Origin of the sequence: Acidiphilium sp. C61, assembly GCF_905116885.1 — a bacterium.
GTDB lineage: Bacteria > Pseudomonadota > Alphaproteobacteria > Acetobacterales > Acetobacteraceae > Acidiphilium.
In genome coordinates, this window is sequence record NZ_CAJHNI010000005.1 from 2,993,136 (window position 1) to 3,007,501 (window position 14,366).

At 71.6% G+C, this 14,366-nt stretch carries 14 protein-coding genes and 1 pseudogene; 5 read left to right on the top strand and 10 right to left on the bottom strand.

All coding sequences use genetic code 11. The features are described 5' to 3' along the window. Positions 1-43: 43 nt before the first annotated feature. From HUW10_RS16835 to HUW10_RS16880, 10 genes are all read right to left on the bottom strand, one after another. Positions 44-1,783 (bottom strand): ATP-binding protein, encoded by a 1,740-nt coding sequence (locus HUW10_RS16835; RefSeq protein WP_174504521.1) that lies wholly within the window; start codon positions 1,781-1,783, stop codon positions 44-46. Positions 1,784-2,010: 227 nt separating this feature from the next. Further along, positions 2,011-2,643: a VC0807 family protein gene (locus tag HUW10_RS16840; protein ID WP_174504522.1), complete on the bottom strand. Its 633-nt coding sequence runs from the start codon at positions 2,641-2,643 to the stop codon at positions 2,011-2,013. Next, positions 2,640-4,565, bottom strand: a complete 1,926-nt coding sequence (locus HUW10_RS16845; RefSeq protein ID WP_174504523.1) for a S9 family peptidase — start codon at positions 4,563-4,565, stop codon at positions 2,640-2,642. Before HUW10_RS16845 ends, HUW10_RS16840 begins: the two co-directional genes overlap by 4 nt. Positions 4,566-4,821: 256 nt before the next feature. Next, positions 4,822-5,613, bottom strand: a complete 792-nt coding sequence (locus HUW10_RS16850) for an ABC transporter permease (protein WP_174504524.1) — start codon at positions 5,611-5,613, stop codon at positions 4,822-4,824. After that, the gene (locus HUW10_RS16855; protein ID WP_174504525.1) at positions 5,610-6,209 is read right to left on the bottom strand and encodes an ATP-binding cassette domain-containing protein; all 600 of its coding nucleotides are present in this window, start codon (positions 6,207-6,209) and stop codon (positions 5,610-5,612) included. The genes HUW10_RS16850 and HUW10_RS16855 overlap by 4 nt, the downstream gene beginning before the upstream one ends. Positions 6,210-6,213: 4 nt before the next feature. Further along, the gene (locus HUW10_RS16860) at positions 6,214-7,620 is read right to left on the bottom strand and encodes a dipeptidase (protein WP_174504526.1); all 1,407 of its coding nucleotides are present in this window, start codon (positions 7,618-7,620) and stop codon (positions 6,214-6,216) included. Between the two features lie 65 nt (positions 7,621-7,685). Next, a complete protein-coding gene (locus HUW10_RS16865; RefSeq protein WP_174504527.1) occupies positions 7,686-7,973 on the bottom strand; it encodes a 4a-hydroxytetrahydrobiopterin dehydratase in 288 nt (95 codons plus the stop codon). Further along, a complete protein-coding gene (locus tag HUW10_RS16870) occupies positions 7,970-8,608 on the bottom strand; it encodes a uracil-DNA glycosylase family protein (RefSeq protein WP_174504946.1) in 639 nt (212 codons plus the stop codon). The genes HUW10_RS16865 and HUW10_RS16870 overlap by 4 nt, the downstream gene beginning before the upstream one ends. Beyond that, the gene (locus tag HUW10_RS16875) at positions 8,608-9,267 is read right to left on the bottom strand and encodes a glutathione S-transferase family protein (RefSeq protein WP_174504528.1); all 660 of its coding nucleotides are present in this window, start codon (positions 9,265-9,267) and stop codon (positions 8,608-8,610) included. Before HUW10_RS16875 ends, HUW10_RS16870 begins: the two co-directional genes overlap by 1 nt. 55 nt (positions 9,268-9,322) lie before the next feature. Next, entirely contained in the window at positions 9,323-10,204 is an 882-nt protein-coding gene (locus HUW10_RS16880; RefSeq protein ID WP_236656474.1) for an alpha/beta hydrolase, read from the bottom strand. Between the two features lie 222 nt (positions 10,205-10,426). Here HUW10_RS16880 and HUW10_RS16885 point away from each other — a divergent pair, with 222 nt between their 5' ends. The 5 genes and pseudogenes from HUW10_RS16885 (at position 10,427) to HUW10_RS16905 (ending at position 14,328) form a co-directional block, all read left to right on the top strand. After that, positions 10,427-10,669 (top strand): hypothetical protein, encoded by a 243-nt coding sequence (locus tag HUW10_RS16885; protein ID WP_174504529.1) that lies wholly within the window; start codon positions 10,427-10,429, stop codon positions 10,667-10,669. Between the two features lie 72 nt (positions 10,670-10,741). Then, positions 10,742-11,584, top strand: coding sequence for a dihydropteroate synthase (gene folP, locus HUW10_RS16890; RefSeq protein ID WP_174504530.1), 843 nt, complete (start codon positions 10,742-10,744; stop codon positions 11,582-11,584). Positions 11,585-11,668: 84 nt separating this feature from the next. Continuing rightward, positions 11,669-13,039 carry a phosphoglucosamine mutase gene (glmM, locus tag HUW10_RS16895; RefSeq protein WP_174504531.1) on the top strand — a complete coding sequence of 457 codons (1,371 nt, stop codon included), beginning with the start codon at positions 11,669-11,671 and terminating at the stop codon, positions 13,037-13,039. 8 nt (positions 13,040-13,047) lie between these two features. Beyond that, positions 13,048-13,863, top strand: a pseudogene (thiD, locus tag HUW10_RS16900) (bifunctional hydroxymethylpyrimidine kinase/phosphomethylpyrimidine kinase); the annotation flags it as partial. Positions 13,864-13,905: 42 nt separating this feature from the next. Next, positions 13,906-14,328, top strand: a complete 423-nt coding sequence (locus HUW10_RS16905) for an organic hydroperoxide resistance protein (RefSeq protein ID WP_174504948.1) — start codon at positions 13,906-13,908, stop codon at positions 14,326-14,328. Positions 14,329-14,366: the final 38 nt, after the last annotated feature.

Below are 14,366 nucleotides of genomic sequence, written 5' to 3' on the forward strand. Positions count from 1 at the left end.
GCCCGGCACAGCATCGGCCTGACCGCCGCCGCGCGTCGCCCACTCATCCTATCGGCGGTTTGTCATCATCGCCGTGCAGCAGGAGAAAAAGCTGCCGGCACAGGCACTCGAAGGTGAATGGCTTGCGCAGCATCGCCGTCCGCGCCGCCCCATCCCCTGTCACCGAATCTCCTGCCGCCACCTCTCCCGCCTCCTCGGCGAGCCCGGTGACGAACAGCACCGGCAGATCCGGCCGCATCTCGCGCGCGCTGGCGGCGAGGGCGAGCCCGTTCATCGCGCCGGGCAGGCCGATATCGGCGATCAGCAGGCCGATCGTCGGATCGGCGCGCAGCCAGTCGAGGCCGGATTCGGCCTCCGCCGCCTGCCGCACGGCAAATCCCTGCTCGCCCAGCATGTCGGCCAGCAGCGACCGCAGCGCGTCCTCGTCATCGACGATCAGCACCACGTCGCGCCCCGCCGGCAGGCGTGAGGCGAGCGGGGCCACCTCGGCCAGCGTCTCTGTCGCCGGTGCGGCCGGCATGTCCGCGGCGGGGCAGGGGATGAACAGGTCGACGGTGGTGCCCTCGCCGATCCGGCTGGCGATCTCGACATGCCCGCCCGATTGCTGGACGAAGCCATAGACCATCGACAGGCCGAGCCCGGTGCCCTGGCCGGCCGGCTTGGTGGTGAAGAACGGCTCGAAGGCCTGCGCCATCACCGCCTCCGTCATGCCTTTGCCGGTATCGGCGATGCCGATCCGCACATACGCCCCTTCGCCCCGGCGCTGGCCGCGTGGCGGCGGGCCGAGCATCGCGTTGGCCGCCGCCAGCGTCAGCACCCCGCCCTCCGGCATGGCGTCGCGCGCGTTGATCGCGAGGTTGAGCAGCGCGTTTTCCAGCTGGTTGCGGTCGCAGAAGCCAAGGCGGATATCGGGCGGGCAGATTGTCCGCACCGCGATTGCCGGCCCCGCCATGCGGTCGATCAGCTCGTGCATGTCCTCGATCAGCGCGGGGATGTCGATCGCGGCGGGGGCCAGCGTCTGCCGCCGCGCGAAGGCGAGCAGGCGCTGGGTGAGGCCGGCGGCGCGGGCGGCGGCGCTGCGCGCGCCATCGAGATACGACCGTGCGGCCACAATCTCACCCTGCTCCAGCCGTGCCGCCAGCATGTCGAGATTGCCGAGGATCCCGGTCAGGATATTGTTGAAATCATGCGAGATTCCGCCGGTCATCTGGCCGATGGCGTCCATCTTGTGCGCCTGCCGCAGCTCCGCCTCCACCGCCGCGCGCCCGCGCACCTCCGCCGTGGTGTCGCGCAGCACGACATGCGCGCCGTCGATCCGTCCGGCGCCGTCGATGATCGGCACCGAGGACAGGCCCAGCCAGACCCGCTCCGGCCTGCCGTTGCGGTCGGCGACGAGGCAATGATCCGGCAGGATCACGCATTCGCTCTCCAGCGTCCGGCGCAGAATGTCGAGGATGAGCCGCCGCACCCCGCCCGGCGCCTCGCGCGCCATCCGCCCGAGGCTGTGCGGATGCCACCGCCCGAGCAATGCGGCGCAGGCATCGTTGTAGATCAGCACGCCCTCCTTGCCCCACATGGTGGCGATGGCGGTCTGCGAGGCGCAGATCAGCTCGATCCGGCGGCGGCGGATCGCCGGCCACGAGCCGATCGGCCCGAGCGGCGTGGCCCCCCAGTCAAACGCCTCGATCAGCGCGCGCAGCGGGATCGGCGCGGCTCGATCGGGCTGCGGCGCGCGCGCCGGGCTGACGCGCGCCAGGGTCAGCGGAATGGAACCGGCCGTCATGTTGTGTTCGCCTCCATCCTGCGATGCGGGCGGATCCCGCCGCAGGCTTGCCACCATCGGAGTGGCCGTTCGGACGCCGCGTTCCGCATCGCGGTCCCTGCCGGCCCTCACGCACGGTCCCGGCACCGCAGCGCCCGTCCATGCGGGTCAATATATGGGACTTGGCGAAAACATTACAAATTAATAAGATAAATTTTAATAAAGATAAATTATTCGGCCGTGGCGCCTCACTCCCCGATCAGCCCGGCCTTCTCGGCGGCGCGGCCATAGAGGAAGGTCCACAGCATCAGCAGCCCGATGGTCGCGTAGCCGACGATCGGCCCGACGATGAGAAACCGGCCGACCGGCAGCGAAAACACCAGCACGCTGCGCACCGCCGTTTCCACCACCAGCCCGATGCCCCAGACGATCGTCATCACGCTCATCACCCGCCGGAATCCCGGCTGGTCGCGATGCGCCTCGAATTCCGCGCTGTCCTCGGCCGATTGCCGCTTCAGGCTGGCGCTGGCGAGCACATAGATCAGCGGCCGGCGGATCAGCGCCGAGCCGATGAACACGAGGCCGATCAGCCCGGTGATCAGCGATTCGCGCATCAGCAGCAGCTTGGGCGAGCCGCCGAGCGCGAAGCCGACCAGGGACAGCGCGATGCCGCCCAGCACCATGACCGAAATCGCATCCACCCGCCGGTGGCGCGCGAATTCGACGAGACTCCAGACGATCGGCGGCGCCGCCGAGGCCATGATCGCGTGGATCTCGCCGACATGCGGCTTGCTGAAATGATAGACCGTCCAGGGCAGCAGGAAATTGAACAGGATTTCCAGCGCCATCATGACGCGCTTGCGGGTGACGATGCCCTTCATCGCAGGATGTCCGCCCCTTCGAGGAGTTGCGCCGTCGAGCGGCCGATCTCGTCCGCCGCCAGCGCCTCCGCCCGCCCGCCGAGATGGGCGGCGAGGAAATGCTCGGTGATCGCGTTGAAGGCGATGCTGTTTTCCGGCCGCGCGAACCCGTGCCCCTCGTCGGGGAACAGCACGTAAGTCACCGCGATGCCCTTCGCCTTCAGCGCCGCCACCATCTGGTCGGATTCCGCCTGGTTCACCCGCGGATCGTTCGCCCCCTGGCCGATCAGCAGCGGCCGGGCGAGATGCGCCGCCTGGTGCACCGGCGAGCGCTCGCGCAGCAACGCCGCCCCCTCCGGCGTTGCCGGGTCGCCGAGCGCGCGGGTGAAGATGCTGCGCCCGGCCTCCCAATAGGGCGGAATCGTCGCGAGCAGCGTCTCGAGATTGGACGGGCCGACAATATCCACCCCGCAGGCGTAGCGCTCGGGGTTCCGCGTCATCGCGGCCAGCGTCGCGTAGCCGCCATAGGAGCCGCCCATGATGGCGATCCGGCTCGGATCGGCGATGCCCTGGCCGATCGCCCAGTCCACCGCATCGAGCAGGTCGTCATCCATTGCCCGGCCCCATTCGCGGTCGCCGGCCGTGAGGAACGCCTTGCCGAACCCGGTCGAGGCCCGGAAATTGACCGACAGCACGGCATAGCCCCGATTGGCCAGCCATTGGTGATACGGGTTGAACCCGAAGGAATCCCGCGCCCACGGCCCGCCATGCACCAGCAGCACCAGCGGGCGCGGCGCATCCCCCCCATCCGGCGGCACGGTGAGGTATGACACGAGCGACAACCCGTCCCGCGCGGCGATCACCACCGGGCGCATCGGCGCGAGCGTGGCTTCGGCAAGATCGGGGCGTGTGTCGTAGAGTTTTTCGAGCTGGCGGCTCTCGCGGTCATACAGCCAGGCGACGCCCGGCGCCGTGTCCGAGGCGGCGCCGACGATCCAGAACCGGTCGTCCTCGCTGCGCGACTGGATGCCCCAATCGCCGATCCCGGCGGCGTCGAGCGCGTCGAGATCCGGCTGGATCGCGGGATCGAGCGCCACGTAGCGGTTGCGCTCGTAATTCACCCCATAGGCGAGCGGCGTGTTCTCGTGCAGCCGGACGATGATCTCGCCGATATCCGCCCGCGCATCCTCGGCAAGCAGCGTGGCGTCGCCGGTCTCAAGGTCGAGCCGGAACAGTGCGGCGGTATCGCGCCCCGCGCTGCTCAGCATCAGCGTCGTCCGCCCATCGGTGGTGAACAGGCCGAGCACGCCCGAGGTCATCGCGTCTTCCGGCGCGAACCGCATGAACGGCGACCAACCGCCGGCGCCATCCGGGCGCAGCACCGTCTGGCTGCCGTCGCCCTCCAGCCGCGCGGCGAGGCGCAGGGCGAAATCCTCGTCCACATCGAAGCCGGCGAGGCCGGGATTTTCCGCGATCATCGTCGCCCGCCCGGTCGCGATCTCGATCCGGTAGAGATCCGGCCATTGCGGGTCGCGCGCATTGTGGCTGACCACCGCCTCGCCGGGATGGCGGCGGGAGAGCTTGACGATGCTCGCCTGGATCGGCCCGTGCGGCGTCAGGTCGCGCATCGCCCCGGTCTCGCGGTCGACGGCGTGGAGATGGAAATTCTCGTCCCCGTCATTGTCCTTGACCACGAGCAGATGCCGCCCGTCATGCGCCCAGGCATAGCCCGGAATGCCGCGCCGCCGCTCGTCGGTCAGCGGCTGCGCCGCGTCGATCCGCCCGCGCGGGGCGACGAACAGGTTCAGCACCCCGTTGCGCGGCGCGAGAAAGGCGATCGTGCCGCCATCGGGGCTGATCTGCGCCCCCGCCCGGCGCGGATTGCCGAACAGGGCGGCGCGCGGAATGAGGGGGAGGGCGGTGGTGTTTGTCGTGCGGTCCATGTGGACGTCCTATCGGAGATCGCGTCGCGGCGAAACCGCCGCGCCATTCAGCGCGGCGAAACCGCCGCGCCATTCAGCGTGGCGAAACCGCCGCGCCATTCAGTGCGGCGAAACCGCCGCGCCATTCAGTGCGGCGAAACCGCCGCGCCATTCAGTGCGGCGAAACCGCCGCGCCATTCAGTGCGGCGAAACCGCCGCGCCGGTCAGTGTGGCGAAACCGCCGCGCCGGTCAGTGCGGCGGTTTCGCCGCCGGGGCTCAGTGCAGCCGGTCGAGCCGCAGCCGCTCGCGCTCGTCGGTCAGCCGCCGTGCCGCGAAATAGGCCGCGCCCACGGCGGCGATGCCGGTCGCCCCGGCGAGCAGGAACATCAGCATGATCTGGTATTTCACCGCCGAAACCGGCGACAGCCCGGCCAGGATCTGCCCGGTCATGATGCCGGGCAGCGTCACCAGCCCGGCGGCGGACATGGTGTTGACGATCGGCAGCATCCCCCGCCGCACCGCCTCGCGGATCAGCGGGCGCATCGCGTCGCGGAAACGCGCCCCGAGGGCGAGCTGCGCCTCGATCGCGGCGCGCTCGCGCGTCACCGCCGAGAGCAGCGCGTCGAGCGAGAGCGAGGCGGCGTTGAGCGCGTTGCCGAGCATGATCCCGGCGAGCGGAATGGCATAGCGCGCGGCATACCAGGGTTCCGGGCGGATCGCGGTGGCGAGCGCGAAGATCGCGGTGATGAAGGTGGCCAGCGCCACGGCCGACAGCCCGGCGATCTGGTTGCCGTAGCGCACGAGCCGCCGCTCCGGCCGCGCCGCGACCTCGCGCCCCGCGATCGCGACCATCAGCAGGATGATGCCGAGCGTGAGCAGCGGCGCCTCGGCGGCGAAGACGAAGCGGAGCAGAAACCCGATCAGCAGCAGCTGCACCGCGCAGCGCGCCGCCGCGACCAGCAGCTGCCGGTGTAGCCTGAGGCCGAGCAGCACCGAGGCCAGCGCATCGACCAGCACGAGCGAGGCGGCGATCAGCAGGTCCGCCGGGGTGAGATCGATCGGGGTCATGCGAGGTTCAGCCGCCCGCCTTCGAGATGCATCCGGTGCGCGCCGAGCCGCTGCGCCTGCGCCTCGTCATGCGTCACCATCACGATCGCGGTGCCGGCGGCGAGCCGCAGCGCCAGCAGCGTCTCGACCAGCCCGGTCGCCTTCGGATCGAGCGCGCCGGTCGGCTCATCCAGCAGCAGCACATCGGGCCGGGGCAGGATGGTGCGGATCAGCGCGAGGCGCATCCGCTCGCCGGTCGACAGCCGGTGGATCGCCTGGTCGAGCAGCGCCGGCGCCAGGGCGAGCTGCGGCATCATCTCCGCTGCCGCCGCGCGGTCGGGGAAATGGGCGGCGGCGGTCTCGTGCCACCAGCCCGGCTCGGCCGGCAGATAGGCGACGCGCCGCCGCCATGATGGTGCCGGCATCGCCGCGCGGTCGGCCCCTCCCAGCGTCACCCGCCCCTCATGCGGGTCGAGATCCGCGATCATCCGCAGCAGCACCGACTTGCCCGCGCCGGACGGCCCGGTGATCGCCACCGCCTCGCCGCGCCCGAGGGTGAGGTCGAACGGCCCGCCCGCCGCGCCGCGCAGGCCGGCGGCCTCCAGGAAGCCGGCCACCGCCTCAGCCGGCGAAGGCGGCGAGCATCCGCGCCTCCGCCCGCATGCCGCGATGAAAGCAGCGCATCTCGAATTTCTCGTTCGGGCTGTGGATGCGGTCATCGTCGAGCCCGAAGCCGACCAGCAGGGTCTTGAGCCCGAGCTGCCGCTCGAACGCCTCGACCACGGGGATCGACGCGCCGCAGCCGGCCAGCACCGGCGCGCGGCCGAATTCCCGCTCCAGCGCCGCCCGCGCCGCGCGCACGAAGGGCAGATCCACCGGCACCACCAGCCCGGCCGAGGCGCCGTGCACCTCGAACCGCGCCGTCGCATCCGGCAGCAGCCGCGCGGTGACGAAATCCTTGAACCCCTCGACCACCTTCGCCGGGTCCTGCCCCGGCACCAGGCGGAAGGTGAGCTTCGCACCGGCCTCGGCGGGAATCACCGTCTTGGTGCCCTCGCCCTGATAGCCGCCGAAAATCCCGTTGATCTCGGCGGTCGGCCGCGCCCAGTTCTGCTCCAGCGCCGAGAACCCGCGCTCGCCGCTGGCATGGCGCAGCCCCACCCCGCCGAGCCAGGCGGCCTCGTCGAACCCGCTCGCCCGCCACGAGGCGAGCACATCCGCCGGAATGTCGAGAATCCCGTCATAGAAGCCCGGAATCGCCACCCGCCCGTCGGCGTCGAACAACTCGCCCAGAATCCGCGTCAGCGCGCGGATCGGGTTGAGCGCCGGCCCGCCGAACAGGCCGGAATGCAGGTCGCGATCGGGCCCTGCAATCCGCACCTCGACCGCCGCGAGCCCGCGCAGGCTGGTGGTGATCGCCGGGGTCTGCCGGTCCCACATGTTGGTGTCGGCGACGAGCACGAAATCCGCCTTCAGCGCGTCGCGCTCGGCCTCCAGCAGGGCGGCGAGCGAGGGGCTGCCGCATTCCTCCTCGCCCTCCAGCAGCACGGTGAGGTTCACCGGCAGGCCGCCCGTCACGTCGAGCCAGGCGCGCACCGCCTCCAGCACCATCATCACCTGGCCCTTGTCGTCCACCGCCCCGCGGGCGACCACGCGCGCCCCTTCCGGATGATCGACCAGCACCGGCGCGAACGGATCGCTCTCCCACAATTCCAGCGGATCGGCGGGCTGCACGTCGTAATGCCCGTAATACAGCACGGTCGGCGCCTCCGGCCCGGCGTGGTGATGCGTCGCGATCACCCCGGGCAGGCCCCTGGTCGCCGACAGGCGCGCCGCGAAACCCATCCCCGCGAGCAGGTCGCGCATGTGCGACGCGGCGCGCAGGCAATCCGCCCGGTGCGGCGAGGCCTCGGTCAGCCCCTGCGCGCTGATCGAGGGGATCCGCAGCAGCTCGAACCAGCGCCCGCGCGCGCTGTCCAGCTCCGCGTCGATATGGGCGAGAACGTCGTCGATCCTGTCGTTGCGCATCGGCTATCCCCCTGTTGGCGGCGCGACGATAGGGGAGGGCGCCGCGCCAGAAAAGCCGGCTCGGGTCAGGCCAGCCGGTCGATCGCCTCGGCGAGGCGGATATCGCGCGCCGAAAGCCCGCCCGCGTCATGGGTCGAGAGCAGGATCGTCACCCGGTTATAGACATTCGACCATTCCGGGTGATGGTCATGCGCCTCGGCCAGCAGTGCCACCCGCGTCATGAAGGCGAAGGCTTCCGAGAAATTGGCGAAGGTGAAGCGCCGCTCGATCGCGTCGCGCTCCTTCGCCAGCGTCCATTCCGGCAACAGGTCGACAAGGGCGGCGCGTTCGGCATCGGTCAGGCGGGGGATCATGTCGTGTCTCCTTGCGGTGAGAGGGCGGCGGCGAAAGCGTCGCGCAGGGCAGGGATCACCTCGGTCTCGAACCAGGGCCGCCGCGCCGCCCAGGCCCGTGTCCGCCAGGAGGGATGCGGCAGCGCAAACCGCGCGGGCAGATGCGCCGCGAAGCCGCGCACCCGCTCCTCCATCGACCCCTTGCCGAGATGATAGAGAATCGCGTGGCTGCCGACCAGCAGCGTGAGGCGGATCGCCGGCATCGCCGCGCGCAGCCGCGCCTGCCAGAGCCTGCCGCATTCCGGCCGGGGCGGGGCGTCGCCGCCGCGCGGAAGCCGTCCCGGGTAGCACAGCCCCATCGGCACGATCGCGATCCGGCTCTCGTCGTAGAACGCCTCCCGGTCGATGCCGAGCCAGTCGCGCAGCCGGTCGCCCGAGGGATCGTTCCAGGGAATCCCGCTCGCGTGAACCTTCGTCCCCGGCGCCTGCCCGACGATCAGCACCCGCGCCGTGGCCGAGATGCGGAACACCGGGCGCGGGCCGAGCGGCAGCGATGCGGCGCAGACCGTGCAGGCCCGCGCGGCTGCGGCCACCGCCTCGATCGTCTCGCCCCCGCCGCCATCCCCGCCCGCCGATACGGCGCCGAGCGGTGGGATCACGCCTCGAACCGGGCGATCTTCCACGCCTCGGGCTCGGCGGCGGCGGCGCGATACCAGGCATCGACCAGCTCATGCGCCCGCACCGCGGCGATATAGGCCGCGGTCGCGGCCGAGACCTCCGGCCGGTAGGTCAGCAGCCGCGAGACCACCGGCGCATACATCGCATCCGCCGCCGTCATCGCCGCGCCGAACAGGAACGGCCCGCCGGCGCCGAAGCGTGCGCGCGTCTCCGCCCAGATCGCCTCGATCCGGTCGAGATCGGCGCGCACCGCCGCCGCCGGCTCGGCGGGGTCCAGCCTGCGCGTGCAATTCATCGGCATGGCGAGGCGGAGTTCGCGGAAGCCGGAATGCATCTCGGCGGTGATGGCGCGGGCATGGGCGCGGGCGATGCGCGCCGCCGGCCAGAGCTGCGGCGCGATCTCGGCGCAATACTCGACGATGGCGAGACTGTCCCAGACCCGCGCGCCCTCGTGTTCGAGGAACGGCACCATCCCCGAGGGCGACGCCGCCTTGACCGCTGGCGTATGCCCGCCCGCCAGCGGGATCACCCGCTCCTCCACCGCGAGCCCGGCGAGCCGCACCGCCAGCCACCCGCGCAGCGACCACGAGGAATAGCGGCGGCTGCCGATATACAGGACCGATGAGGTGTCGTTCATGATCGAAGCTTAGAGCATCATCCGATCAGATGGAATCATCGGATCGGAACGTGCTCTAGCCCGGATGCTGCCGCCCCGCCATATCGGCCGTCCGCCCGCCATCGTCCCGCGCATCGCCCGGCTGCGGCGCGGTGCGGCCGATGAACGCGGCGATCTCCCGCCAGACCGGCGGCAGCAGCCCGAAGCTCGGCAGCACCGCGAGCAGCAAATTCACATGCGAGACCCGTTCGTAAACCCGCGTATCCACCACCGCGCCCTCCTGCCGCAGCCGGGCGGCGAGGGCAGCCGTGTTGGCCGGCGCGACGAGGCGATCCCGCGCGCCGGTGATCAGCAGCGATGGCGGGGCGGCGGCGCTCGCGTGGCTGATCGGCTGGCAGACCGGATCGTCGGCGAAGCGGTCGAAGATCCGGCGATAGACCGGCCCGGTCATCGGCAGGAAATCATAGGGCCCGGCGAGCCCGATGGCGCCGGCGAGTGCGGCTTCATCCTCCCCCGCAGCGGCGAGATAGTCCCCCTTCAGGGCGAGCATCATCGCGAGATAGGCCCCGGCGGAATGGCCAGCGACGAACACCGCCCGCCTGTCGCCGCCGAACTGCCCGGCATTCCGCCGCACGAAGGCGGTCGCCCGTGCGGCGTCGTCGATGAAATCCGGATAGCGCACCTCCGGATAAAGCCGGTAATCCGGGATCGCCACCACCAGGCCGAGCCGCGCCAGCGCCCGGCCGACAAAGGCGTATTCGCCCCGCGCGCCGCTCTGCCACGACCCGCCATAGAAAAACACCACCACCGGCAGCTTCCGCACGACCGGACCGGCCGGGCGATGGATGTCGAGACGGTGGCGCGGCCCCTCGCCATAGGCGATTCCGCCGAGGCTGATGGTGCCGAAGCGCGGCACGATGCGGTCGAGCAGGTCGGTCGAGCTGGGAAACCGGGGCATCAAGCGGATATGGCCGGAACTTCCTGCCCGGCAATATCTGCCGGCACGGCAAAATCTGCCGCCCTGCCGTCCGCCGCCCATGCCGCCTGCCCCTGCTGCCTGCGCCCGCCGCCCGCCGGCGCGCAGCCTCTGGCACGCTTCATGCAAAGTTCCCATCGGTCCGATCGGGATACAGGCGCCAAAACCGCGCTTCCCCCGCCCGGCAGTGAAAGGGTCACGCACATGATCATCCGCAATCTCGCCGCCGCCGCCCCGCCCGTCGCCTATGCCGGCGGCGTCGCCTCCACCAGCCATCCCGGCTTCGGCGCCGCGCTGCAGGCCACCCTCGCCGGGCTGCAGGCCACCCAGGCCGGCACGTCCGGCATGCTGCAGGGCATCGGCCCCGCCCAGGCGCTCCAGGCGGCGCAGCAGACGCTGGACGGCAAGCAGCATCACCACACGCTGACCATCCCCGGCCTCGGCTGAGCCCGCCGCCGCGCAGGTGCGCCGCCCGACCGGATGCTTCCCCCCGGCCGGGCGATGCTCTATCCGGCGCGGATGACCGACACCACTGAACCATCGCCGCGCTGGGCCGGGCTCAGCCTCGCCAACCCGCTCGTCATGGGCATCATCAACGTCACGCCGGACAGTTTCTCCGGCGGCGGCGCCGATCCCGATCCCCCTACCCTGATCGAGGCCGGGCGGGCCATGCGCGCGGCCGGTGCGGCGATCCTCGATGTCGGCGGCGAAAGCACCCGCCCCGGCGCCGCCGCGGTGCCGCCCGAGGCTGAAATCGCCCGCGTTGTCCCGGTCATCCGCGCGCTGGCGGGCGATGGCGCGGTGGTCTCGGTCGATACCCGCAACGCCGCCACCATGCGCGCCGCCCTCGAAGCCGGAGCGCGCATCGTCAACGACGTCTCCGGCCTGCGCCACGATCCCGAAGCCGCCGGGCTGGTCGCCGCCGCCGGCTGCCCGGTGATCCTGATGCACATGCGCGGCACCCCGGCGACGATGAACGCGCAGGCGGTCTACGCCGATCTCCTCGCCGATGTCGTGGCCGAGCTTGCCGCCACCCGCGACGCTGCCCTCGAAGCCGGCATCGCGCCGGCCGCCATCGCGCTCGATCCCGGCTTCGGCTTCGCCAAGCAGGGCGCGCAGAACGTGGCGCTGCTGCGCGCCCTGCCGGCGTTCCGCGCGCTCGGCCACCCGGTCCTGGCCGGCGTCTCGCGCAAGCGCTTCATCGGCGAGCTGGCCGGCGAGCCCGACCCCGCCCGCCGCGACCCCGGCTCCATCGCCGCCGCCCTGTTCGCTGCGGGGCAGGGGGCGGCGATCCTCCGCGTCCATGATGTCCCCGGCACGGTGCAGGCGCTGCGCGTCTGGCAGGCCCTCGCCGCGTCCTGACTGGACCGCGGGCGCGTCTCTTGGGATACTGCGCCCGCCGCTCCGCCCCGCGCCCGCCCGGCGCCAGCAAGGTTTCGATCCGCGATGAACCAGATCCCGCCCCGCCCCAAACGCCGCCTGTTCGGCACCGACGGTATTCGCGGCCGCGCCAACACCGCGCCGATGACAGCCGAAATCGCGCTGCGCCTCGGCCAGGCCGCCGGGCTGCGCTTCACCCGCGGCGATCACCGCCACCGCGTCATCATCGGCAAGGACACCCGCCTGTCCGGCTACATGCTCGAACCGGCGCTGACCGCCGGCTTCATCGGCGCCGGGATGGACGTGACGCTGGCCGGCCCGCTGCCCACCCCCGCCATCGCCATGCTCACCCGCAGCCTGCGCGCCGATCTCGGCGTCGTCATCTCCGCCTCGCACAACCCGTTCGAGGATAACGGCATCAAGCTGTTCGGCCCGGACGGCGCCAAGCTGTCCGACGTGGTGGAGGCCGAGATCGAGGCGCTGATGGAGCAGGATCTCGCCGGCCGCCTCGCCGCCGCCTCGGCGCTGGGCCGCGCCACGCGGCTGGTCGATGCCGCCGGCCGCTACGTCGAATCCGCGAAATCGAGCCTGCCGCGCGGCCTCCGGCTCGACGGGCTGCGCGTCGTGCTCGACTGCGCCAATGGCGCCGCCTACAAGGTCGCCCCGGCGGCGCTGTGGGAACTCGGCGCCGAGGTCATCCCCCTCGGCGTCAGCCCGGACGGGTTCAACATCAACCACGAATGCGGCTCGACCGTCCCCTCCGCCCTCTCGGCGGCGGTGGTGCGCCACCGCGCCGATATCGGCGTCGCCCTCGATGGCGATGCCGACCGCGTGATCCTCGCCGACGAGCGCGGCCGCATCATCGATGGCGACCAGGTGCTGGCGCTGATCGCCCGCGCCTTCCAGGCCGATGGCAGACTGTCCGGCGCCGGCATCGTCGCCACCGTGATGTCCAATCTCGGGCTGGAGCGCTACCTCGCCGGCCTCGGCCTCGCCCTGCACCGCACCCCGGTCGGCGACCGCTACGTCGCCGAAACCATGCGCGCGCACGGGCTCAATCTCGGCGGCGAGCAGTCCGGCCATGTCATCCTCGCCGATTTCGCCACCACCGGCGACGGGCTGATCGCCGCCCTCCAGGTGCTGGCGGTGCTGGTGCGCGAGGGACGGCCGGCGAGCGAGGTCTGCCGCCTCTTCACGCCATTGCCGCAATTGCTGCGCAATGTCCGCTACAGCGGCGCCTCGCCATTGCTCTCGCCCGTGGTCACGGCGGCGGCAACGGCGGCGGAGGCGCGGCTCGCCGGCAGCGGTCGCCTGCTGCTGCGCGCCTCCGGCACCGAGCCGCTGATCCGGGTGATGGCCGAGGGCGAGGACGAGGATCTCGTCGCCGCCGTGGTCGACGAGCTTTGCGCCGTGATCGAGGCGGAATCGGCGCGCTGAGCGCGGCAATGGGCTGGTTCCGCGTCCTCGCCATCGGCGGGTCGGACAGCGGCGGCGGCGCCGGCATCGAGGCCGACGTCAAGACCATAACCGCCCTGGGCGGCTACGCGATGACCGCGATCACCGCCGTCACCGCGCAGGACACCGCCGGCATCGCCGCCATCGCCCCGGTCCCGCCCGATCTCGTCGGCCGCGCCATCCGCATGGTGGTGGCCGATCTCGGCGTCGATGCGATCAAGCTCGGCATGCTCGGCAGGGCCGGGACGGCCGAGGAGGTCGCCCGGGCGATCTCGGCCGCCGCCCCCGCCGCCCCGCTGGTGCTCGACCCCGTCCTCGCCTCGACCAGCGGCACCGCGCTGGCCGGCGCGGGCGCGCTCGCAATCATCCGCGACCACCTGCTGCCGCGCGCCACGCTGATCACCCCCAATCGCGACGAGGCGGCGGCGCTCACCGGAGGCGCGGTGGACACGGCGGCGGACGCGCTGCGCGCCGGCGCCGCGCTGCTCGGCATGGGCGCGCGGGCGGTGCTGCTCAAGGGCGGCCATTTCGAGGGGGACACGCTGGTCGATCGCCTGTTCACCGCGGAGGGGATGACCGTCTTCACCCATCAGCGCATCGCAACGCGCCACACCCACGGCACCGGCTGCACGTTGGCGAGTGCCATCGCCTGCGGCCTCGCCCGCGGGCTGCCCCTGGCCGAGGCGATCGCCGCCGCCGAGGCGTTTCTCGCCGCCGCCCTGCGCGCGTCCCCCGGTTACGGCAGCGGCCACGGCCCGCTCGGCCATGCCCGCGCCGCGATGCCCTTGCAGGATCGCCCGCCGTCATCATCTCATGAACCTGTCAACGACAACACGGAGGAACCACCGATGAACCCCCTTTATCACGCGCGCGGCCACGCCACCGGCGGGCGCACCGGCCATGCCGAGACCAGCGACGGCCGCCTCAAGGTCGATCTGAGCACGCCGAAGGAACTCGGCGGCGATGGCGGTGTCGGCACCAACCCCGAGCAGCTCTTCGCGCTCGGCTATTCCGCCTGCTTTCTCGGCGCGCTGAAATACGTCGCCGGCCAGGAAAAGGTGAAGATCCCCGAGGACGCTGCGGTGCATGCCGAGGTCGGCATCGGCCCGCGCGACGACGGCACCGGCTTCGGCATCACCGCCCATCTCACCGTCACCATCCCCGGCATGGACCGCGCGGCGGCGGAAGACCTGGTGCGCAAGGCGGAAATCGTCTGCCCCTACGCGCATGCAACGCGGGGTAACATCGAGAGCAAATTCGCCGTCGGCTGAAAGCATTCCTTAAGCTTTTCGGTCTATCGGGATGTCAT